We start from the raw sequence: 21607 nt of genomic DNA, 5'->3' as shown, positions 1-21607 counted from the left end.
AAATCTTACGGCGTCAAGACCGCGCGGCCGACCAGTTTGCCTTTCTGCAAATCGGTCAACGCCTGATTGGCGCTGGCGAGCGGCATCGTGGTGACCGGGATCGGGGCGATCTTCCTGCTGCGCACGAGATCGAGCAGTTCCCGCGTCTCCCTGAGATTACCGACATAGCTGCCCTGAATGGTGATGGCCTTGATCGGAATCAGCGGCAGCGCCCATGGCGCGCCGCCGCCGAACAGCCCGACCATCACGAGCTTGCCGCCCTTGGCCAGGCAGTCGAAGCCGAGCTGTGCCGTCGCCGCGTTGCCGACCAGATCGATCACCGCGCGAATGGGTCCGCCGGCTTTCTTGGCAAGCTGCTCCAGCGCGTCAGGCGCCTTGCCGTCGACGGTCGCGAGCGCGCCGGCCGCCTCGGCGGCTTCCCGCTTGCGCGCATCGATATCGACCACGATGGCGCCCTTGCCGCCCATCGCCTTCAACAGCGACAGCGCCATCAGGCCGAGACCGCCGGCGCCGAAGATCACGATCGGGGTGTTGAAATGCTCCTCGACCTTCTTCAGCGCGCTGTAGGTGGTGACACCGGAGCAGGCATAGGGTGCCGCGGTCACAGGATCGAGCCCGTTCAAATTCAGAAGATATTTCGGGTTCGGCACCGTCATGTGGTCGGCGTAGCCACCATCGCAGTAGACGCCGAGCGCGTTCGGCTTGGTGCACATATTCTCGTCATCTCCGAGACAGGTTTCGCAGGTGCCGCAGCCGAGCCAGGGATAGACCAACGCGACGTCGCCGATCTTCAGATCGCCCTTGTCGGCAGCCTTCACGTCCGGCCCGAACGCTATGATCTCGCCGACGGTCTCATGCCCCATGGTTAGCGGCAGCGATACGCCGCGATCCCTCAGCGACAGCGGCTTGCGGCCATGCCCGAGATCGTAGCCGCCTTCCCAGATATGCAGGTCGCTATGACAGACTCCGGCGGCCTTCACCTTGATCAGGACCCGCTTTCCCGCCGGCTGCGGGGTGGGATGGTCAACCTCCGTCAAGGGGGCGTTGAACTCGGTGACCTGGAAACTCTTCATCGCTGCTCTCCCGTCGATAATTCTTGCTCTTGAACCGACATTGCCATGTCTGTCCGGTCGAGACAAATCCGTCGCCGTGCAGCTTCAGCGCTGCGCGGCCATGACCGGCTTGCCCGAAAATGCGGCGATCTCACCTTCCGACAAACCGGCTTCCCGCAGATAGCCCACGGTATGCTCGCCCAGCGTCGCCGCGCGCCGGCCCGCCGAGACCTCGGTGCCCGACATCCGGAACGGCAGGTTCATCACCTTGAAGATCCCGCCGTCGTCTTCCACGTCGGCCAGCGCGCCGCGATGCAAGAGCTGCGGATCGGCCAGCGCTTCGGCCACGCTGCGATAGGCCGAACTGGGCACGCCATATTCATTGAGCGCGGCAAGACAGTTCACGGTCGAGAGCGTGCGCGACCAGGCCTCGATGCCATCCATCAGGCTCGCCCAGTTGCTGCGGCGGTCGTTGTATTTGGCAAAGCGTGGATCGCCGATCCATTCGGAACGGCCAGCCGCGGTAACCAGACTCTGGAAAGTCTTTTCGCTGGCGATCGCGATCATCACATAACCATCGGCGGTCTCGACCGGACCGAACATCGGACGGCTCGGCGGGGCGACCGCGAATTGCGACCACTGCACCTCGTTCAAGGTCAGGCTGAGCATCGATTCCAGCATCGAGACATCGATGTGCTGGCCGCGCTGACTGCCCTGACGCTGATAGAGCGCCGCCGAGATCGCACCAAAGGCATAGACGCCGGTGAGGACGTCCGCGTGATAGATACCGCAATAGTCCGGCCGGCTGCGGCCGGGCTGATACGACAGATGCGCCATGTCGTAGCCGGAGGCGGCGTGAATCACCGGCGCGTAAGCCGGCAGTTCGGCCGACGGACCGGTCTGGCCGTATCCGGAGATCGAGCAATAGATCAGCTTCGGGTTCAGCGCCTGCAGCGTGGCATAGTCCAGCTTCAGCCGCCGCATCACGCCGGGGCGGAAATTCTCGACCAGGATGTCAGCGTTCGTGACCAGCCGGCGGACGATCTCGATCGCCTTCGGCGATTTCAAATCAAGGACAAGGCTCGTCTTGCCAACATTGAGCCCACCGAACACGCTGCTGCTGCCGCCGCGAACCGGCGGACGGGTCCGCATGGTTTCGCCTTCCGCCGGCTCGATCTTGATGACTTCGGCACCCATGTCGGCCAGCATCCGCGCGCAATGCGGGCCGGCAATCGTGGTCGAGAAATCCAGTACGCGCAGACCGGCAAAGCTCTTTGTCAAAATACCCTCATCGTTTCCCGTTATTGCCATTCTTGAAGCTCCTTCCGCCGCATCGCCCGGCGCTGCCTGACCCTAGATTGTGCTGCCGCGGCAGGGAAGCTGCTCCCGTCAGTACCTGATCCTCGTGCGCGTTTCCAAGGCCGCCATCTGCGATCGAAAAAAATGGACCCAATCTTGCATATTCGTGGTTGAGGCCGGTACGAGGGCGTCGCTTGAGGGTACTTTTCGTTACCACGGAAATGGACGATTTTGTCCGGGTGGGCGGCCTTGCAGCCGTGTCGGCGGCGCTGCCCCGGGCGCTGCGCTCTCTGAGCGATGTCAGGATCATGTTGCCGGGCTACCGCGACGTCGTCGAACAACTGCTCCATATTCAAATCGTCGGCGAATGCGCCGCATTGGCGGAAATGCCGGCCTGCAAGCTTGGGCGCGCATCGACCAGAGACGGCCTGCCGGTCTATGTGCTGTTGTGTCCAGAGCTCTATGATCGACCCGGCAATCCCTATGGCGACACGCTGGGCCGGGACTGGCCGGACAACGACGTACGTTTCGGACGATTTGCCTCGGCCGCTGCTCAGTTGGCGGTGGGCACACTGGACAAAAATTGGGCGGCGGACCTGGTCCACGCCAATGATTGGCAGGCCGCCTTGGTGCCGGCCTATCTGCGCTGGAACGGCAGCAGCATTCCTAGCATCCTGACCATCCACAATCTGGCCTATCAGGGCCTGTTTCCGAAGGAGGCACTGCGCCGGATCGGTGCGCCCCAGGATTCCTTCCACATCGACGGCCTGGAGTTCTACGACAAACTGTCCTTCCTCAAAGGCGGCATCGTCTACGCCTCGCATTTGACCACGGTCAGCGAGACCTATGCCAGGGAGATCACCACCTCCGAACTCGGCTGCGGGCTGGAAGGTCTGCTCCGGCAGCGCTCCGATGCCGCGCAATTGACTGGAATATTGAACGGCATCGACGAAAGTTGGGACCCGCGGGTCTGCGCGCAACTGGCGCAGCCGTTTGGCGCCGGCGACTGGGAGGGCAAACGCGCGAATGCCGATTACGTCCGCCAGCAATTCGGGCTGGCGATCTCGCGCGGTCCGATCTTCGGGCTGGTTGCCCGTCTGGTGCATCAGAAAGGCGTCGATCTCGTGCTGTCGGCCGCCGACGAGATTATCGAGGCCGGCGGACAGATCGTCGTGACCGGCAGCGGCGAGCCCGCGATCGAACAGGCGCTGGTCGACGCCCACCGCCGCCGGCCCGACGCGATCGGCGTTGCCATCGGCTTCAATGACGGCCAGGCCCGGCGGATTTTTGCCGGCAGCGATTTTACCCTGATGCCGTCGCGGTTCGAGCCGTGTGGCCTGAGCCAGATGTACGCGCAGAGATTCGGATCGCTGCCGATCGGCCACCAGACCGGCGGCCTCGCCGAAACCATCCAGGACGGTGAAACCGGATTCCTGTTCGCGCAACCCTCGACGGAATCTTTTCTCGGCGGCGTCCGGCGCGCGTTCAGCACCTTCGCTGCCAAGGATCGCCTCGACGAGATGCGCCGCAACGCCATGGCACGCTCGTTCAGTTGGGCGATCTCGGCGGCCTGCTACGGCGCGCTGTATCGCAAGGCGCTGTCGGTTTAGGGGCATTGACGACCGTCATTGCGAGCGATAGCGACTTGTCCGCCGTACTCAAGGAGCAAAGGCGGAAGCAATCCAGAGGCCGCGGCCTTTCAGTTTTCGTCGTCCCGGCCTTGCGCCGGGACCCATACGCCGTGTGTTCTCGTTTCGGCAATGTGGCGGATGCCTTCCTTCACAACCCACGCCAGGGGTTATGGGTCCCGGCGCAGGGCCGGGACGACGTGGATGGGTGATCGCGATTCACAACTCCGCGTTCTCGCGACGGCATTCGCCCGAGTGTTGCAAATCGTTTCGCCCCAAAAATAGAGGGCGCAGGGAAGACCGGGTGCACGCTGCACCCGCGGTCTCATGTGCAAATGCACTTAGCAAAAAACGCACATGAGCATACAGGTTCAGCGGAGGCAGTCCGGCCTTCCCTGCGCAATGGTTTACGACTTATATCGTGCTCTCCCCGGCGAGACCTGGCTTGTTTGTCACCGTCATTCCCAAGAAGCGTGAGCTTCCTGCGAATTTGACACCGGCCATTGGGGCGTCAGGACCACACGACTTTGCCGTCCGCGTCAGCCGCGCTCGTCAGTCGCAGCACTCGCGTCCATCGCTCCCCGCATCCAACGTTCGTGACGATCGCGAAACGCCCCTCTTGGTGGGCACGGGATAACGCAAGAAGTGAAGCTGATTTGCCTTCGCGATCAACAGTGATCTGCTGCGACACATTGGCACGACGGGCAACTCAGCAAAATGCTGTCAAGATTTATTTGATGGCTCGACGTGTTTTTCTTTCATCGGGCGCTTCGCCGACCCGTTGGCTCATTCGATCCAACCCCATCCCGTTACGTTTTAGGGTACGCCTTCTATCAGCCCGTGCCGTCGTGTCTCCGGCATCACCAGCCAGATCGCCGCAAGGCCCAACGCCGCCACGCAGGCAAGTCCGGTGAACGCAACGCTGCTGCCGAATTTGTCGCTGACGTAACCGGCCACCACGGTGCTCAGCGACGCCCCGATGCCGGTCGCGGTGCCGACGATGCCCTGCGCCAGATTGAAATGACCGCTGCCGAAGGCGACATCGGCGACAATCAGCGGCACCATGACGCTGAACACCGCGGCGGTGACGCCGTCGAACACCTGCACCGCGACCAAAAGAAATGGGTCTTTCACCAGCGCAAACAGCAGTCCGCGGATCGCCAGCGCAGCAAAGCCGATCAGCAGCAACGGCCGCCGCCCCCATTGCTGCGCCTTGCGTCCGACCGAGGGCGAGGTCCAGGCCACGATGGCCTGCGGCACCACGATACAGGCCGCGATCAGGATCGGCGCCCATTGGCTGGAGCGGGTGGTCACGACACCCGCCATCAACGGCAGCATCGCCGCGTTGGCAAGCTGCAGCAGCAGGATGCAGCCGGCGAAGATCAGCAATGTCGGCTGGCGGATCAGGCTGAAGATGCTGGTGCCGGCGACGTCGTCAGCCTCGCGCTTGATCGCACCATGCGCGCACGCGGCGTCGACTTCACGCTCGCGAATTTGGGCGAGCGCCAGTAGTGCTGGGATCGCCAGAACAAAGGTCACGATAAACACCGATCGGCTGGACAAAAGATAGCCGGCGGTGCCCATCACCGCCGCCGCCGTTCCATTGCCGAGCGAGGCGTAGCGGGCGTTGCGTCCAAGCCGTTCTCCGATCGCCAACGGTCCGACCAGTCCGAGGCTGATCGCGGCAATCGCCGGACCGAGCACGCAACTTGCAGCCGCGTGCAGTGTCGCGGCCGCGATCACAATGGGGAGAATCGGCCATGCCGCATAGCCGAGCGCGCTGACGCCGATGAGTGCGACCGCGATACCCGCGACCAGCCGTTCCGAGCGGGCGGCATCGACGATGGCGCCGCCGGGCATCTGCCCGATCAGGCCGATGACGCCGCCGATCGACAGCACGAAGCCGATCTCAACCTGGGTCCATTTTTGTGTCGTCAGGTAAACCGCGACGAACGGGCCAAACCCGGTTTGTACATCCGCCAGGAAGAAGATGAACCAATCGAGACCGCGCAAGCTCTCGCGGCAGGGCGAAGGGCTCGGCAGAGGAGCAATCGGTGGCGACGGCCCATGTTTATCGTCGCCGATCGATCGCCCGCGATCATCGCCATCGATCCGCTCGATCGGGGGTTTGGGCGCGGGCGCGAGCAGCGTGTCTCTCTCCCCTTCATTCATTGGTCGTCAAATTGCAGCGGCTCCAGGCTTCCGGTAGCTCCCAGCACCACGACCGGCGCATCTTCCTTGTATTCGGGGGCGGCCTTGACCTGGTCCTTGGTCAATTCGAGCGAGACGCTGTCGGTCTTGTCGGCAACACGGCCGAACCGCAACGCGTTCCAGTCGACGACGATCTTTCGGCTGCCGACGCCGAGAAAGCCGCCGAAATCGATTACCGCCGCGCGCACCGCGCCGCTCCGATCGACGATCACGTCGATGATTTTTCCCATATCCTCATTGGCCGCGCTGCGGATGTCCCGCCCCAGCACGCCATGCACTTCCCTTGCGCTCAGGATGGTAACCGAAGCCGGCGGAGCCTCTTTCGGCGGCTCCTTTGGTTTCGAAGCTTCCTTGGGTACAGCCAGCGGCGTGGGTGTTGGCGCCGGCGTGGGCGTCAGTTCCGACGGAGCCCCGGCAGCCGGCGGCGGCGGCACAGCCTCGTCGGCGGCCCAAGCCGTCGCAAATGTCAGGGACGTGATCATCACGGACGCAAACAGGCTTTTCACGCGCATAGGGTCTCCTTTGACCAAGAGCCGCTTTCAGTGCGCCAGAACGATCGACACCCGGATCTGGCCGCGCGTGCGCAATACTTCCAGCGAAACATCGTCGCCGTGGCGACGCACCCGAAGATCGACGCTTGAAGGACCAAGCTGCAAATCACGCAACACCACGTCGTTGAGAAACGGCGGCAGGCGCGGGTTGCGCAGCCTGATTTCGCCATGCAGTGCATCGAATTCCAGACCGAGGGCCGCCTCCAACAGCGTGAACGGCGTCGCGCTGGCCCAGGCCTGCGGCGCGCAGGCGACCGGGTAGAGCGTCGGTCCCCGCCCCTTCTCGCGCCGGAAGCCACAGAACAATTCAGGCAACCGCCGCAGATCCATATAGGCGGCGGCGTCGAACAGCGCGCTGAACAAATGCGCGACCGAATGTTTAAGGCCGTAACGCGCCAGACCCAATGCGATCAGCGCATTGTCGTGCGGCCAGATCGAACCGTCGTGATAGGACATCGGATTGTAGCGGGCCTCGCCGCGCGCCACCGTGCGAATGCCCCAACCGCTGAAGAAATGCGGCCGCATCAGATCGGCGGCGACCATCCGCGCGCGCTCCTCGCTGACAATGCCACTGAACAGCAATTGTCCGGCATTCGAGGTGCGCACCTTGCACGGCTGCTTCTTGCCGTCGAGCGCCAGCGCATAGCTGCCGAGTTCCTCGCACCAGAACGCGTCCTCGAACCGCTCGGCCAACTGCCGCGCTTCGGCTTCGAGCTTTTTGGCCTGGTCTTTCTTGCCGAGGCGCGCCGCGCAGCGCGCGGCGAGTTGTTTGCCGGCGAACACATAGCCCTGGACTTCGGCCAGCGCGATATAGCCTTCGGCCAGGCTGCCATCGGCGTGAAAGATCGCGTCAAAGGAATCCTTCCAGCCTTGATTGGCGAGCCCTTGCTCGGAAGCGCGTTGATATTCGATGAAACCGTCGCCGTCGGGATCGCCCGCACCATCGATCCAGCGCAGCCCCGCCTCGATCGCCGGCCACAGCTCGGCGAGCGTTTCCTCGTCATTGGTGCGCTCGACATAAAGCCCTGCCAGCAGCACGAACAGCGGCGTCGAATCGACACTGCCGTAATATTGCGCGAACGGCACCTCGCGCAGCGCGGCCATCTCGCCGCCGCGCATTTCATGCAGGATTTTTCCGGGCTGCGCGTCAGCCAGCGGATCGACCGCCTTGGCCTGATAGAAAGCCAGCCGCTTGAGCACGCCGCGGGCGACGCGTGGATCGATCCACAGCATCTGCAGCGCGGTGATCAGCCCGTCGCGGCCGAATGTCGTCGAGTACCAGGGAATGCCGGCATAGGGGTAGCGGCCCTGCGGGGTATCCGTCATCAGCATATTGAGGTCGGCCATCGACTGGCACAGCACCTCGTTGAAAATACTGTTCGAGGTTTCGATACTGGTCGCGCCCGCGGTCGACTGCCGCATTTCGCGGCGATGCGCCAGCAATCCGCGAAAGAACGGGACTGGCTTGGCACCCACCGGCTTGTTGCAGGACACCGCGACAAACAATGAGCTGGTCTGTTGCGGGCCCAGCTCGAAATGATAGGTCGCGGTATTCGCGCTCAGGCGGCTCGGCTTGGGATCGAAGTGCAGCATTGTGCTGCGGGACGTATGGTCAAGTCCCTGATAGTCGAGCCGCACATCGGCCGGCCCCAACTGCTTGCTGGAGCCGATACCCCGGTGCGGCCGCTTTTCGCCGCGCACTTCGAACAAATCCGCGAAATCATTATCGAATTGCAGGGTCAAATCGAAGCTGGCGTTGTTCTCGCCGTGATTCTGCAGGCCGATGCGCTGATAGGCCGTTCCGCGCCACAAAAAGATGGTGCGGACGATGTGCAGCATATCCTTTTGCAGCACGATCCGGCCGTCTTGATAGATGTCGGGATTGGTGAGGTCGACCGTCAATGACGAATTGTCGTCGCGCAAATTCGAGCCGAGCAGCAGCGGCTGCACGTCATCCAGCGCCAGCTCGAGCCGGGCAAGATACCTCGTGTCGGCGTTGAACAGGCCGTCAGGCCCGCCGGCGGAAGCGCCGATGTCGCCATGACTGTCCAGCACGATGAATGTGTCATCATGCTTGAGCGAGCGCCGCGGCCGCGCCGCGGGCCCGGTCATCGGGATGTAGAACGGCTGTTCCTGAACCAGTTCGACGGTCCGGGCTGTTGCGATTTGAGCTACGACTTCGGCTGGCATTTGACCTCGCGCGGTTTCCCCACTGCCTTGCGATTGCGCACTTTGGCGCAACGCTGCCACCGCGGATCAGGCCGCATGGGTTGCCAGGCGGCTCATTTCCTGCGTCACCAGCTCGCGATACGGTCCCTCGCCCTGCATCAGGCGATCCGGCGGTCCGTCCTCGATGATCTTGCCGGCCCTCAACATCACCACCCGGTCGAAATTGCGCAAGGTTGCAAGCCGGTGCGCAATCGCGATCACGGTGCGCCCGCGCATCAGCCGGCTCAGCGCCTCGCGGATCGCCTCTTCGGATTCGCTGTCGAGCGCGGCGGTGGCTTCATCGAGCAGCAGGATCGGCGCATCCTTCAGGAAGGCGCGCGCAATCGCGATGCGCTGGCGCTGGCCCCCCGACAACTTGACGCCGCGGTCGCCAACCATGGTCGCCAGTCCTTCGGGCAGCGTCTCGACGAAATCGCAACGGGCCGAAATCGCGGCGCGCAGCACTTCATCGTCGGTCGCGGTCGGCCGGCCGTAGCGGATATTTTCCATGATCGAGCGATGAAACATCGAGATATCCTGTGGCACCACCGAGATCGCCTCACGTAGGCTTTGCTGGGTAACGCGTGAAATATCCTGGCCGTCGATCGTGATGCTGCCGGATTGCGCATCGTAGAACCGTTGTAACAGCACGAACAGGCTCGATTTGCCGCCACCGGACTGACCGACCAGCCCGACCCGCTGCCCCGCTTGCAGGCGCAGGCTGAAGCGCTCGAACACTTTCAGGCCGCCGGGATAACGAAATCCGACGTTGTTGAAAGTAATCGCGGCGCCCGCCTTCACCAGCGGTTCGGCCTCGGGATGATCCTTCAGTTCATGCGGCAGCAGCAGCGTCGCAATGGCCTCGGTCAGCCGCGCCACATGCTGGGTGACATCGACCAGCGCCACGGCGAGATCGCGCGTCGCGCTCAGAATGGAAAGTCCCAGCGTGCAGACCAGTACGACGTCGCCCGTGGTCGCAGCACCGCGCTGCCAAAGCACGATGGCCCAGGCCAACAACCCGATGGTCAGCACCACGGTAACGCCGGCGTGCAACAGCCGAAGCTTTTCGAGATAACGCAGGCTGCGGCCACGCGCGGTGGTTTCCCGGTTCACGGTCGCATCGAACCGGTCATGCTCGAAGCTGAGGCCGCAGAACGCGCGCACCAGCGGCATATTGTTGATGACGTCCACCATCTCGCCATCGACCGCGGCGGCCTTGTTGGCGAAGTCGTCGTGCAGCGGCCTGCCGGCCGCCGCCAGATAGAACATGGCGATGACCATCGCGCCAGCGATCACGATCAGGCCGCCAGCCATGTAGGGGCTCACGGTTCCAATCAATGCGATCGCGGAAACGGTCGCCATGCACGGCGGCAGCACGTTCCACACGAACATGTTCTCGACCGTGAAGACCGCGTTCGACGTCGCGGTAATGCGGCTCGTCAGCATGCCCGGCAGCCGGTCGGAAAAATAACTCGGCGCATGCCCGGTCAGATGACGAAAGATGTCGCGGCGGAGATCGCCGGTCACGCCGACAAAGGTGTAGCTCGCGGTCCAGCTCGCGATCCGCCACAGAAAGTTATCGGCGGCGATCAGCGACATGAGGAAAATGAATGCCAGCCATACGCCACCCGAATGCGCAGGACCCGCCGACAGACTGTCGACAATGTTCTTGACGCCATATTGGGTGCCTACCGAACAGGCGACCGCTGCGACAACCGCAGTCAGAATGATCACATGCGATGCAGGACGCTGGCGAAGATAGCGCAGCACAAAGGGAAACGGACGGTGCGCATATCCTGAGAGACTGTCCATGTGATTGCAAACCTCTTGGAGGGGAAGATTTTAGCTGGATGCGCGCCGTTTAGTTGAACGCTGGACCAATTGAGGCGGTTCCCGTCCCGACGCCATCCCTGCGCAACAATTTTGCAGCAATGGCGCGCAACAAACAAACTGATCGGACCAGATGGCATCAGCAAGACCGTGATGTGGACGAACTGCGATGTGGAACAAACGCGATGTGCAAGAAGTACGCTGCATGAGGGGAACTTCGCAGATGCGAGAACGTTCCCGTCTCGGCATGCCGGTGCCGCTCATCACAGGAACTTTTCTTCATCCACGATCACAAACAGGAGACTGATAAAATGCGCATCGCGCAGGTTGCTCCGCTGACGGAGGCTGTTCCACCCAAATTGTATGGCGGAACCGAACGGGTGGTACACTGGCTGACCGAGGAACTTGTCGCATTGGGAAACGACGTCACGCTGTTCGCCAGCGGTGATTCCCAGACCTCAGCGAAACTCGATGCGACGTGGCCCAAGGCCCTGCGCCTCGATGGCTCGGTGCGCGATCCGAACGCGCTTCACATGGTGATGCTGGAGCGGGTGCGGCGGAAATGCGACGACGAGGAATTCGACTTCCTGCATTTCCATCTGGACTATTACCCGTGGTCGCTGTTCTCCCGGCAGCCGACGCCCTTTCTGACCACCCTGCACGGCCGGCTCGATCTTCCCGAGCACCAGCCGGTATTCACGACATTCTCCGACATTCCGGTGATTTCGATCTCGAACGCCCAGCGCCGGCCGGTGCCGCAAGCCAATTGGACCCGCACCATCTATCATGGCCTGCCGGAAAAATTGTTGATGCCGCAGAAAGCAACGCCGGGATATCTCGCGGTGCTGGGCCGGATCGCACCGGAAAAGGGCGTCGACCGCGCCATCAAGATCGCGATCCGGTGCGGCATCCCGCTGAAGATCGCCGCCAAGGTCGACCGCGCCGACCAGGACTATTACGACGAGCTGATCAAGCCGCTGATGGATCATCCGCTGATCGAATATATCGGCGAGATCGGCGATCACGAAAAATCCGAATTTCTCAGCGGCGCGATCGGGCTGCTGCTGCCGATCGACTGGCCGGAGCCGTTCGGGCTGGTCATGATCGAATCGATGGCCTGCGGTACGCCTGTGATCGCCTTCAACAGGGGATCGGTGCCGGAGATCATCGATGAAGGCCTGACCGGATTCATCGTCGAAGACGAAATCAGCGCCGTTAACGCGGTCGGCCGGCTTGGCACCCTGGATCGCACGGCCGTACGCGGCCAGTTCGAGAAGCGCTTCACGGCGCGCCGCATGGCGCTCGACTATCTCGCCGCCTATCGCGGCCTGATGGAAGCAGCCCAGCCGCGCATCAAACTGGTGAGCAGCGCGGAGTAAGCCGGATCAGTCGGTGGACGCCAATACGGCCGTGCCGAAGCGGCGTTCATAGGCCTTGATGTAGGCCTGCGGCGACGGCTCGAGATGACGCCGGGTCAGCGCGATCAGCGCGTCCCGGCGCGAGCCGCGCAAGGCCTTGATCATATCCAGATGATCGCGGCGGGCACGGTCGAGCGACTGCGGAAAGGCGTGGGCGTAAGAGCGAATGCCATGGACCTTCTGTGCCAGGAAATCGATGGTCTCGATCAGGCAGGCATTGCCGCACAGGCCGAACAAGATCTGGTGAAAGCGGAGGTTGCTGTAGAACACCGTCAGCAGATCGCCTTTGGCAACCGCAGCACTATGCTGCCGCTGCAATTGTTCCAGCCGGTTGATTTCCGAAGGCGCCACCGGAAACGCAATGATGCGGACCGCCATCACCTCCAGCTCTTCGCGCACCGCGTAGATTTCCCTCACCTCGAGCGGCGTCAGTCCGCGCACCATGGCGCCACGGTTGGGGATGCGTTCGACCAAGCCCTTTTTCTCGAGCTCGAATAGCGCCAGCCGCACGTCGCCGCGGTGGGTTTGAAATAAATCGCAGAGATCCTGCTCGATCAGGCGCTCCCTCGGCTGACGCCGTCCAAGAACGATGTCCTCCTCGATCCGTTTTGCAATGAGCATGGCGGCGGAAGGCTCACGGGCCGGCGCTTCCAGCACGGGAGCTAATTTCGATATCCGTGCGGTCGCCCGCTTGAGCGGCTTTCCGGCCATATTTTTCCCGATTGGAAGATGATGTCTCCCCCGGTACAGCCAGCGGACCGGGAGCGATATTTTCCCGGCGATGATAATATTGAAAACTATATTGTAAACAATATTCAACGCGGTTAGCATCCCGCCCGAAGAACAAGCACGAGCGGCCGAGGCGGACCAAATCCGTGCCGCATCGCACAAGGGGGAGACGACATGACAAGAGATCGCCGGCAATCCGTCTTCAGCAATCCATCTGTCTTCAGCAATCCAAACGGCACCGGTCAAATTCTGTCGAAGCGGCAAAGCCGCCGTAAATTCCTCATCAAGGCAGGCAGTGCGGTCGCCGCCGGCGCATTCGGCGCGGTGCCGTTGCGCGGATGGGCCGCCGATCCGGTCAATATCGGCGCGCTTTATCCGACCACCGGCGGCATGGCGCAGATCGGCGTCGGCTGCGTCGCGGCCGCCAAGCTCGCGGTCGAGATGGTCAACGAGGCCGGCGGCATCAAATCGCTCGGTGGCGCCCGACTCAATCTCATTCTTTCCGACGTCCAGAGCGACACCACGGTGACGCGGACCGAGACCGACCGGTTGATCACCGAAAACAAATTGTCGGCGATCCACGGCTGCTTCGCCAGCGCGCTGACCTTGATCGCGAGCGAAGTGTGCGAGCGCGCGAAGGTGCCGATCATCACCGGCTCCAGTTCCGACCAGCTCAACAAGGGACGCAACTACACCTTCACGCCGTTCGCCCGCGCCTCGCAATTCGCCAAGGCGCAGCTGCAAATGGCCAAGCTTGTCGGCGACAAGCCGAAGGTCGCGGTGATCTTCGAGAATACCGCGTTCGGCACCTCGACCTCGAACGGCCTGAAGGAATTGGCGCCGGCCGAAGGCGTCGAAATCGTGATGTTCGAGCCCTACTCGGCCGGCTTCACCGACGCCAGCCCGCTGATCAACAAAGTCAAGGCGTCGGGCGCCAACGCGCTGTTTTCGGTCTCCTATCTCAACGATCTCATTCTGATCGTGCGGACCGTCAAGCAGGTTGGTCTCAACGTCGCGATCAACGGCGGCTCGGGCGGTTTTGTCATTCCTGATTTCTATAAAAACGTCGGCAAGCTCGCCGAAGGCCTCCAGGGCGTGGCGCACTGGAACCATGACATGAGCGACGACGCGCAGAAGGTGAATGCCGAGTACAAGAAACGCACCGGCGATTTTCTATTCGAATATGCCGGCGGCCTGGTCGCGCAGACCTTCATGATCGCGGACGCGCTGGAGCGCGCGGGCTCCGCCGACCCGCAGAAGGTTCGCGCGGCGCTGTCGACGCTCGATGTCTCCTCCGGCTATGCGGCGATGGCGCCGGGCGGCAAGGTGAAATTCGGCCCTGACGGCAAGAACATCTTTGGCCATCCGGTCGGGGTGCAGTGGCAGAACGGCGATCTCGCCAGCGTCTTCCCCGACGAAGACAAGCGCGCGCCGCTATTGAAAACCTAGAGCGCGATGACATTCGTCATCCCGCTCTATTCCTTTATCTAGCATGATCTTTTCGGAAAACCGGTACCCGCTTTTCCGGATCATGCTCCAAGACGCGGTCGCATCAGATGTTGGAGACAGTGGCCCAGGCCGTCATCAACGGCCTGCTCATCGGCGGTATCTATGCGCTCGTCAGCATCGGCGTGACGCTTATTTTTGGCGTGGTCAAGATCGTCAATTTCGCCCAGGGCGAATTCGTGATGATCGGGATGTACCTCAGCTTCTATCTTTCGACCCAATTCGGCATCGATCCCATTGCCTCGCTGGTCATCACGATGCCGGTGCTGTTCGTCGCAGGCGTCTTGATCCAGCATTTCCTGATCCGCCGGGTGCTGGGGCCAAACGACATGCCGCAGATCTTCCTGACCTTCGCGCTGTCGCTGTTGCTGCTGAACCTGGCGCTGATGCTGTTCACCGCCAATTATCGCACGGTTCACACCTCCTATTCCGATGAAGCCTTCCACCTCGGCGGCCTCTACATCCCCGTTGCAAAACTGATCGCCTTTGTCGTCGCGATGTTCCTGAGCGGCGCGCTCTGGGTATTCCTGCATACCACCGACCTCGGCAAGGCGATGCGCGCTGCCTCGCAAAACCGCGACGTCGCGACCTTGATGGGCATCAATCCCAACCGCGTGTTCTGCGTCGCGCTCGGCATCGCGCTGGCGCTGGCCGGCGCCGCCGGTTCGCTATTGATGCCGTTCTACTCGGCCTACCCTTTCGTGGGGCAGGTGTTCGTGCTGATGGCCTTTGTCGCGGTGGTGCTGGGAACGCTCGGCAACGTCATGGGCGCCCTGATCGCGAGCCTGATGATGGGCATTGCCGAGTCGCTCGGCATCCAATATGTCGGCGCCGATTCCGGATTGCTCGTGGTGTTCGCGATGCTGTTGCTGACGCTGGCTTTCAAGCCGAACGGCCTTGGCGGCGGAAGGGCGCGGTGATGGACAAGACCAACAAATGGAGCGTGCTGTCGATCGCCGCACTGGCGGCGATTGCCCTGGCCTTGCCGCTGCTGGTGACCAGCTCGTTTGCGATCAACATATTGATCAGGATCCTGCTGTTCTCGTTCCTCGGCGTCGCCTGGAACCTGATGGGCGGCTACGCCAAGCAGCTTTCACTGGGGCACGCGGCGTATTTCGGACTCGGTGCCTACACCTCGACCATCATGCAGGTGGATTTCGGTATCTCGCCCTGGATCGGGATGGTCGCCGGCGGCGTGGTCGCGATGCTGGCGAGCCTGCCGATCGGCTGGCTGTGCTTCCGGCTGCGCGGCCCCTACTTTACGATCGCCACCATCGCGACCGCTCAGGCCTTGATGCTGATCTTCCTGAAATTCCGCGATTTCGCCTGGGGCGCCGAAGGCACCACGATTCCCAACCTCGGCAACGCCCCGCTGATGATGCAGTTCGAGGCCAAGTCGGCCTATTACTATGTCGTGCTTGGCCTGCTCGCGATCGGACTTGCGGTCACCTATACAATCGAAAACTCCTGGATCGGCTATTATCTGGTCGCGATCGGCGAGGATGAAGACGCAGCAGAAGCGATCGGCGTCAACGCGCCCAGCATCAAGCGCAACATCTACATGATCAGCGCCTTTCTGACCGCGCTGGCCGGGACGTTCTATACCCAATACATCTACTTCATCGATCCCGCGACCGCGTTCAGTTTCAACATCTCGATCGAGGCCGCATTGGTGTCGATCGTCGGCGGCATCGGTACGTTGTGGGGCCCGGTGATCGGCACGGTTCTTTTGGAAACCACATCGACGTTGTTGCAGAGTTGGCTCGGCAGCTCGATCGGCGGCCTGCAATTAACGGTGTACAGCCTGATCCTGATGGCGGTCATTCTGTGGCGACCGACCGGCCTGATCGGAATCGTAGGCGAAGCCTATCAGCGTTATCTGCGTCGCCGCCCAGTGCGGGCCTAGGGGTATCGCCATGACAGACGCGCTGGTGGTTCGCGGACTGAGCAAACGCTTCGGCGGGCTGCGCGCCGTGCAGGATGTCAGCTTTACCATCAAGGAGAACGAAACCGTGGCGCTGATCGGCCCCAATGGCGCCGGCAAGACCACGAGCTTTCATTTGATCACCGGCTTTCATCGGCCGGATTCCGGGTCGGTGTTGGCCTATGGGCGCGAGATCGTGGGCCTGCGGCCGCATGATATCTGCGCGCATGGCGTCGCGCGGACGTTTCAGGTCGCAAAGCCGTTTGGCGCGATGACGGTGCTCGCCAACGTCATGACCGGCGCGTTCCTGCGCGACAAGCACGCCGCGGTGGCGCGCGAGAAGGCGCGCGAAGTGATCGAGTTCGTCGGGCTCTCGGCTCGGGAACAGACCCCCGCCAAGGACCTCACCACCATCGACCAGCGGCGGCTTGAAATGGCGCGCGCGCTGGCGACGCAGCCCCGGCTCCTGCTGCTCGATGAAGTGATGGCCGGGCTGAACCCCGCCGAAATCGACCAGGCGGTCGGCCTGATCGGAAAACTGTCGCAACGCGGACTGACCATCGTGATCGTCGAGCATGTGATGCGGGCCATCATGGCGGTCGCGCGCCACATCGTGGTGCTCGATCACGGCCAGAAGATCGCGGAAGGGACGCCGAAGGAGATCGTGGAAAATCCGGAAGTGGTCCGCGCCTATCTCGGTTCCTACGTGCACCCACCGGCGGCGGGAGAACATTAGTGCTCGAATTGTCCGGTGTCAGCGCCAGCTACGGCTCGGTTCCCGCCATCCACGACGTCAGCATCACGATCGGCGAAGGCGAAGCGGTCGGACTGCTGGGCGCTAATGGCGCCGGCAAAAGCACGACCCTGCGCGCGATCTCGAGCCTGGTGAAAATGACCTCGGGCCGCATCCGCTTTGCCGGCGTCGATCTTTCGACATTGCCGCCGCACCGGATTCCGGAGCTGGGCATCGCCCATGTGCCGGAGGGGCGTCAGGTGTTTCCCGAGATGACCGTGCAGGAAAATCTCGAGATCGGCTCCTATGTGCCGAGGGCCAAGGCTGAACGCCGCCGCACGCTCGAACTGGTGTACGGCATCTTTCCGCGACTGGCCGACCGCAAGAAGCAGCTCGCGGGCACCATGAGCGGCGGCGAGCAGCAAATGCTCGCGGTCGGCCGCGGCCTGATGCTCAAGCCGCGGTTGTTGATGCTGGACGAACCCTCGCTGGGCCTCGCCCCCGTGATGACCGACGTGACCTTCGAGAAGATCGGCGAGATCCACAAGATGGGCACCGCGATCCTGCTGGTGGAGCAGAACGTCAGCCGTGCGTTGTCGCTGGTGCAGCGCGCTTATGTGCTGGAAAGCGGCAACGTCATCATGCACGGCACCAGCGCCGAACTCGCCAACAACAAGCAGGTGCAGGCGGCGTATCTGGGGATTTGAGATTTATCCGTCATTGCGAGGAGCGTAGCGACGAAGCAATCCAGGGGCGTTCGTATCGCGGCCCTGGATTGCTTCGCTACGCTCGCAATGACGGTCGATAGGCCGACCCCTAGCTCACCGCCGCCCGCTTCGGCTCGACGATCTCGAACATTCGTGGAAATTCATCCATCAGCGCCATCAATTCATTGAGCCGCATCGGATTGCCGGTGAATTTTATCTTGCCGGCGGCGACCGCTTCCGGGAACGACGTCAATTTTGCAATCACTTCGTCGAGGGTGCCCCGCGCCAGTGTGAAGCCGGCATCGGCCGTGGCCGCTTGCGCGCCCGCGACATAGGTCAGCGCACTGTTTTCGAGATTGAGCACGAAGCTCTCGCTGGTGTCGGTAAAATTCCAGTTCAGCACGATGCGCTTGCCTTCGGCCTTGGGGCCGTTGAGCCTGACGCCAAGCACGTCCCATAATTGTTCGGTGCGCAGGGCGGCCAGCGTTTCGCGCGGCATCGGCGGACGCGGCGGCACCTTCGGCATGCCGAGCCGCAACTCCTGCGCGCCAAACAGATAGGCGTTGCGCCAGGTCGCGCTCTCGGCGCTGTAACCCAGCTGCTCCAGGGTATCGGCCAGCATCGCGCGGGCGCGCGGATGATCCGGCTGCGCGAACACCAGATGGCTCAGCGCCTGCGCCACGAACCGAAATTCACCCTTGGCGAAATCCTTCGCGGCGCGATCGAGGATCGCGTCCGCGCCGCCCATGTATTCGACATATTTCTTGCCGGACTCGACCGGCGGCAGCGGATCGAGATTGACCGGGTTGGCGTCATACCAGCCGAGATATTTCTGATAGATCGCCTTCACATTGTGCCGGATATGGCCGTAATAGCCGCGGCCGTGCCAAGCGCCTTCGAGGCTCGCCGGCAGTTGGATCGTTTCGGCGATTTCGGATGCGGTCAGCCCATGGTTCATCAGCCGGATGGTCTGGTCATGGGCGAATTTATAGAGATCGCGCTGCTGGCGAATCATGCTGTCGATGCGCTCATCGCCCCACACCGGCCAATGGTGCTGGCCGCACATCGCGTCCGCCTTGCCGCCCCACATCTGCAGGGCTTCGCCGAGATATTTCGACCAGGCCAGCGCATCGCGCACATCGGCGCCGCGGAACGGCAGCAGATTGTGGAAATTATGCGTGCAGTTTTCCGCGAGATTGAGCAGTTTGTAGCGCGGAATGAAGAAATGCATTTCCGCCGGCGCCTCGGAGTTCGGCGCCATCTGGAATTCGAATTCGAGCCCGTCGATCACGCGCGTATCGCCGGTCGCCATGATCAGATCGGTCGGACGCAACAGCGCCACCGAGCCCGCCGCCATGGATTTGCCGAGTCCGCAATCGACCTGCCCGCGCGGGCCCTTGGCCAGCAACGGCCCGAACTGATATTGCGCGCGGCGCAGCATCGCGGGGCCCGCGATGATGTTTTCCGAAACCGCGTGCTCCATGAACAGATTGGGCGCGATGATCTGAACGCTGCCATTGGCGAGCGTTTCGTCATCGAGCACACCGCGCGCGCCGCCCCAGTGGTCGGTATGGGTGTGGGTGAAGATCACGGCGGCGACCGGCTTCCTGCCGCGGTGCTGGAAATAGAGCTCCATCGCAGCACGCGCGCCTTCGATCGAGGTCAGCGTATCCACCACGATCACGCCACGGTCGCCCTCGATCAGCGTCATATTGGCAATGTCGAGCCCGCGGATCTGGTAGACGCCCGGCACCACCTCGAACAATCCATGATTCATGTTGAGACGCGATTGCCGCCACAGGCTCGGGTCCACGGTCGCAGGTGCGTCGGCATCGGCGAGAAAGCCGTAAGGCTCGAGACTCCAGACCACCCTGCCCTGCGCCGTGGCGACCCGCGCATGCTCCAGCGTGCCGAGAAAGCCGCGCGAGGCCTCGTCAAAATCGCGCGTGTCGGAGAACGGCAATACCTTCAGCGTCGCGGCGTGCCGGGCGACCACCGACGCCGAAGCGTCCTTTGGCAATTCCTTTGATATTTCCTTGGGTGTTTCGCTGGCGCCAGTCTCGGTCATTGTCGCACTCCCTCACTTCGTCTTGCCACCAGCCGTCTTTTTGGGGTTCGCGGCTGCCGTGCCTGCCAAACCTAGAGCCTTTTCCGTTCCGATGGAATCGGAACGGGGCTCTGGTCTTTTTTTTTTGACGCGTTTTCTTCACGCGAACCGGTGCCCACTTCGCTCGAAAACGCTCTAGTCGATAGCGCCGGGGACGGAAAGCTGGCAGAATCTCGGGCCGAAATGGCCCAGGCCCGGCCGGTAGATCGCATACGCATCATGCAACAGCACGGCTGGGGGCCGCCGCTTTTCTGGTGTACCTGCGGCTCGTGGCGCCATCGCCATCTGGTCCGGAGAACTTGACGATATGCCCACCGACGTCACCACCGCCAAGCCGCCTTCCGGACCGGTCATGGACGGCTTGCCCTGGGAACGCCGGCGATGGGCCATCGCGGCGATCTTCACCGCGCTGACGATGGCCTCGCTGGACACCGCGATCGCCAACATTGCCCTGCCCGCGATCGCCGTCGACCTTCATGTCAGCCCTGCCGACGTGATCTGGGTGGTCAACGTCTATCAAATCGCGCTGGTCGCAACGCTGCTGCCGCTTGGCGCGCTCGGCGAAATCGTCGGCCATGAGCGCATCTATCTCGGCGGCCTGCTGCTGTTCACATTGGCGTCGCTGGGTTGCGCCATGGCGTGGTCGCTGGACAGCCTGCTGGTCGCCCGGACGCTGCAGGGATTGGGTGCCAGCGGCATCATGAGCGTGAACACGGCACTGGTTCGTTTCGTCTATCCAAGCCGGATGCTGGGCCGGGGATTCGGCCATAATGCGCTGGTGGTTGCCACCGCATTCACGCTCGGACCCACCATCGCCTCCGGCATCTTGGCCGTCGGCCATTGGCCCTGGTTGTTCGCGATCAATCTGCCGTTCGGCGTGATCGCGATGCTGATCGGCTGGAAGACCTTGCCGCCTACGCCGCGGGCGGTGCATGCGTTCGATTTTTTCGGCGCAATGCTGGCCGCGGGCTGCCTCGGCCTGTTCGTCATCGGGATCGGCAGTGCGGGCCACAACGCACCGCCGCCGCTGGTCGCGGCCGAGGTGGTCGGCGCGTTGCTGTTGGGCTGGATTCTGACCCGCCGGCATGCCGATCACCCGGCGCCGATGCTGCCCATCGATCTTTTCCGGCGACCGGTGTTCGCGCTCTCCACGGCGACCGCCGTGTGCTCGTTCGCGGTGCAGGGCCTGGCCTTCGTATCCTTGCCGTTCTACTTCGAGGACGTGCTGCTGCGCTCTCAGGTCGAGACCGGGTTTTTCATGACGCCCTGGCCGCTCGTGGTGGCCATCATGGCGCCGATTGGCGGACGGCTGTCCGATCGCTACCCCGCCGGAATTCTCGGCGGCCTTGGGTTGGCACTGCTGGCTATTGGAATGGCGCTGCTGGCGATGCTTCCTGCAAGCCCCGGCGTCGCCAATATCGTCTGGCGCATGATGATCTGCGGGATGGGCTTCGGCTTCTTCCAGACACCCAACATGAGAAGCCTGATGTCGAGCGCCCCGCCCGGCCGCAGCGGCAGCGCGAGCGGCATCGTGGCGACCGCGCGCCTGACCGGCCAAACCATCGGCGCGGCGCTGGCGGCATTGTGCTTCAGCCTCGCCGGCCACCAGGGTGCTGCGCTCGCACTGGCGCTCGGCGCCGGATTTGCCGTGGTGGGAAGCGTGATGAGCTTCCTGCGCCTGGCGGTCTCGCGATAATGCACTGC

Annotated in this window: 16 protein-coding genes; 8 read left to right on the top strand and 8 right to left on the bottom strand. The window is 62.7% G+C overall.

Features of this window, described 5'->3' with window-relative positions:
- Positions 1-5: 5 nt before the first annotated feature.
- Positions 6-1073 carry an alcohol dehydrogenase gene (locus tag GSQ88_RS26580; RefSeq protein WP_159010728.1) on the bottom strand — a complete coding sequence of 356 codons (1068 nt, stop codon included), beginning with the start codon at positions 1071-1073 and terminating at the stop codon, positions 6-8.
- 84 nt (positions 1074-1157) lie between these two features.
- Positions 1158-2363: a CaiB/BaiF CoA transferase family protein gene (locus GSQ88_RS26575; RefSeq protein WP_159010727.1), complete on the bottom strand. Its 1206-nt coding sequence runs from the start codon at positions 2361-2363 to the stop codon at positions 1158-1160.
- Positions 2364-2545: 182 nt separating this feature from the next.
- Here GSQ88_RS26575 and glgA point away from each other — a divergent pair, with 182 nt between their 5' ends.
- Positions 2546-3961 carry a glycogen synthase GlgA gene (gene glgA, locus GSQ88_RS26570; protein WP_159010726.1) on the top strand — a complete coding sequence of 472 codons (1416 nt, stop codon included), beginning with the start codon at positions 2546-2548 and terminating at the stop codon, positions 3959-3961.
- Positions 3962-4795: 834 nt separating this feature from the next.
- Here glgA and GSQ88_RS26565 read toward each other — a convergent pair.
- From GSQ88_RS26565 to GSQ88_RS26550, 4 genes are all read right to left on the bottom strand, one after another.
- The gene (locus GSQ88_RS26565) at positions 4796-6151 is read right to left on the bottom strand and encodes an MFS transporter (RefSeq protein ID WP_159010725.1); all 1356 of its coding nucleotides are present in this window, start codon (positions 6149-6151) and stop codon (positions 4796-4798) included.
- Complete coding sequence (locus GSQ88_RS26560; protein ID WP_159010724.1) at positions 6148-6702, bottom strand: PRC-barrel domain-containing protein; 555 nt, start codon at positions 6700-6702, stop codon at positions 6148-6150. The genes GSQ88_RS26565 and GSQ88_RS26560 overlap by 4 nt, the downstream gene beginning before the upstream one ends.
- Positions 6703-6729: 27 nt before the next feature.
- Positions 6730-8931, bottom strand: a complete 2202-nt coding sequence (locus GSQ88_RS26555; RefSeq protein WP_159010723.1) for an amylo-alpha-1,6-glucosidase — start codon at positions 8929-8931, stop codon at positions 6730-6732.
- Positions 8932-8997: 66 nt separating this feature from the next.
- Positions 8998-10761 carry an ABC transporter ATP-binding protein gene (locus GSQ88_RS26550; RefSeq protein ID WP_159010722.1) on the bottom strand — a complete coding sequence of 588 codons (1764 nt, stop codon included), beginning with the start codon at positions 10759-10761 and terminating at the stop codon, positions 8998-9000.
- Between the two features lie 329 nt (positions 10762-11090).
- On the opposite strand from GSQ88_RS26550, the gene GSQ88_RS26545 reads away from it, so the two are divergent.
- Positions 11091-12158, top strand: coding sequence for a glycosyltransferase family 4 protein (locus GSQ88_RS26545; protein ID WP_159010721.1), 1068 nt, complete (start codon positions 11091-11093; stop codon positions 12156-12158).
- Positions 12159-12164: 6 nt separating this feature from the next.
- Here GSQ88_RS26545 and GSQ88_RS26540 read toward each other — a convergent pair whose 3' ends face one another.
- Entirely contained in the window at positions 12165-12908 is a 744-nt protein-coding gene (locus GSQ88_RS26540) for a GntR family transcriptional regulator (RefSeq protein ID WP_246785016.1), read from the bottom strand.
- Positions 12909-13100: 192 nt separating this feature from the next.
- Here GSQ88_RS26540 and GSQ88_RS26535 point away from each other — a divergent pair, with 192 nt between their 5' ends.
- The 5 genes from GSQ88_RS26535 (at position 13101) to GSQ88_RS26515 (ending at position 17796) form a co-directional block, all read left to right on the top strand.
- Positions 13101-14375, top strand: coding sequence for an ABC transporter substrate-binding protein (locus tag GSQ88_RS26535; protein WP_159010720.1), 1275 nt, complete (start codon positions 13101-13103; stop codon positions 14373-14375).
- A 107-nt stretch (positions 14376-14482) separates the two neighbouring features.
- Entirely contained in the window at positions 14483-15352 is an 870-nt protein-coding gene (locus GSQ88_RS26530) for a branched-chain amino acid ABC transporter permease (protein ID WP_159010719.1), read from the top strand.
- The gene (locus GSQ88_RS26525) at positions 15352-16338 is read left to right on the top strand and encodes a branched-chain amino acid ABC transporter permease (RefSeq protein ID WP_159010718.1); all 987 of its coding nucleotides are present in this window, start codon (positions 15352-15354) and stop codon (positions 16336-16338) included. Before GSQ88_RS26530 ends, GSQ88_RS26525 begins: the two co-directional genes overlap by 1 nt.
- Before the next feature lie 10 nt (positions 16339-16348).
- A complete protein-coding gene (locus tag GSQ88_RS26520) occupies positions 16349-17092 on the top strand; it encodes an ABC transporter ATP-binding protein (RefSeq protein WP_159010717.1) in 744 nt (247 codons plus the stop codon).
- Complete coding sequence (locus GSQ88_RS26515) at positions 17092-17796, top strand: ABC transporter ATP-binding protein (RefSeq protein WP_159010716.1); 705 nt, start codon at positions 17092-17094, stop codon at positions 17794-17796. The genes GSQ88_RS26520 and GSQ88_RS26515 overlap by 1 nt, the downstream gene beginning before the upstream one ends.
- Positions 17797-17905: 109 nt before the next feature.
- Here GSQ88_RS26515 and GSQ88_RS26510 read toward each other — a convergent pair whose 3' ends face one another.
- Positions 17906-19864, bottom strand: coding sequence for an alkyl/aryl-sulfatase (locus tag GSQ88_RS26510; protein WP_159010715.1), 1959 nt, complete (start codon positions 19862-19864; stop codon positions 17906-17908).
- A gap of 346 nt (positions 19865-20210) precedes the next feature.
- Between GSQ88_RS26510 and GSQ88_RS26505 the strand changes: the two genes are divergently transcribed.
- On the top strand, positions 20211-21599 hold the full coding sequence (locus GSQ88_RS26505) for an MFS transporter (protein WP_159010714.1): 1389 nt from the start codon (positions 20211-20213) through the stop codon (positions 21597-21599).
- The last annotated feature ends 8 nt before the right edge of the window (positions 21600-21607 follow it).

The organism is Bradyrhizobium sp. S69, from assembly GCF_009766005.1.
Taxonomy (GTDB): Bacteria; Pseudomonadota; Alphaproteobacteria; order Rhizobiales; family Xanthobacteraceae; genus Bradyrhizobium.
The sequence above is the reverse complement of the archived record's forward strand: the minus strand, read 5'-3'. Positions and strand labels throughout refer to the sequence as shown.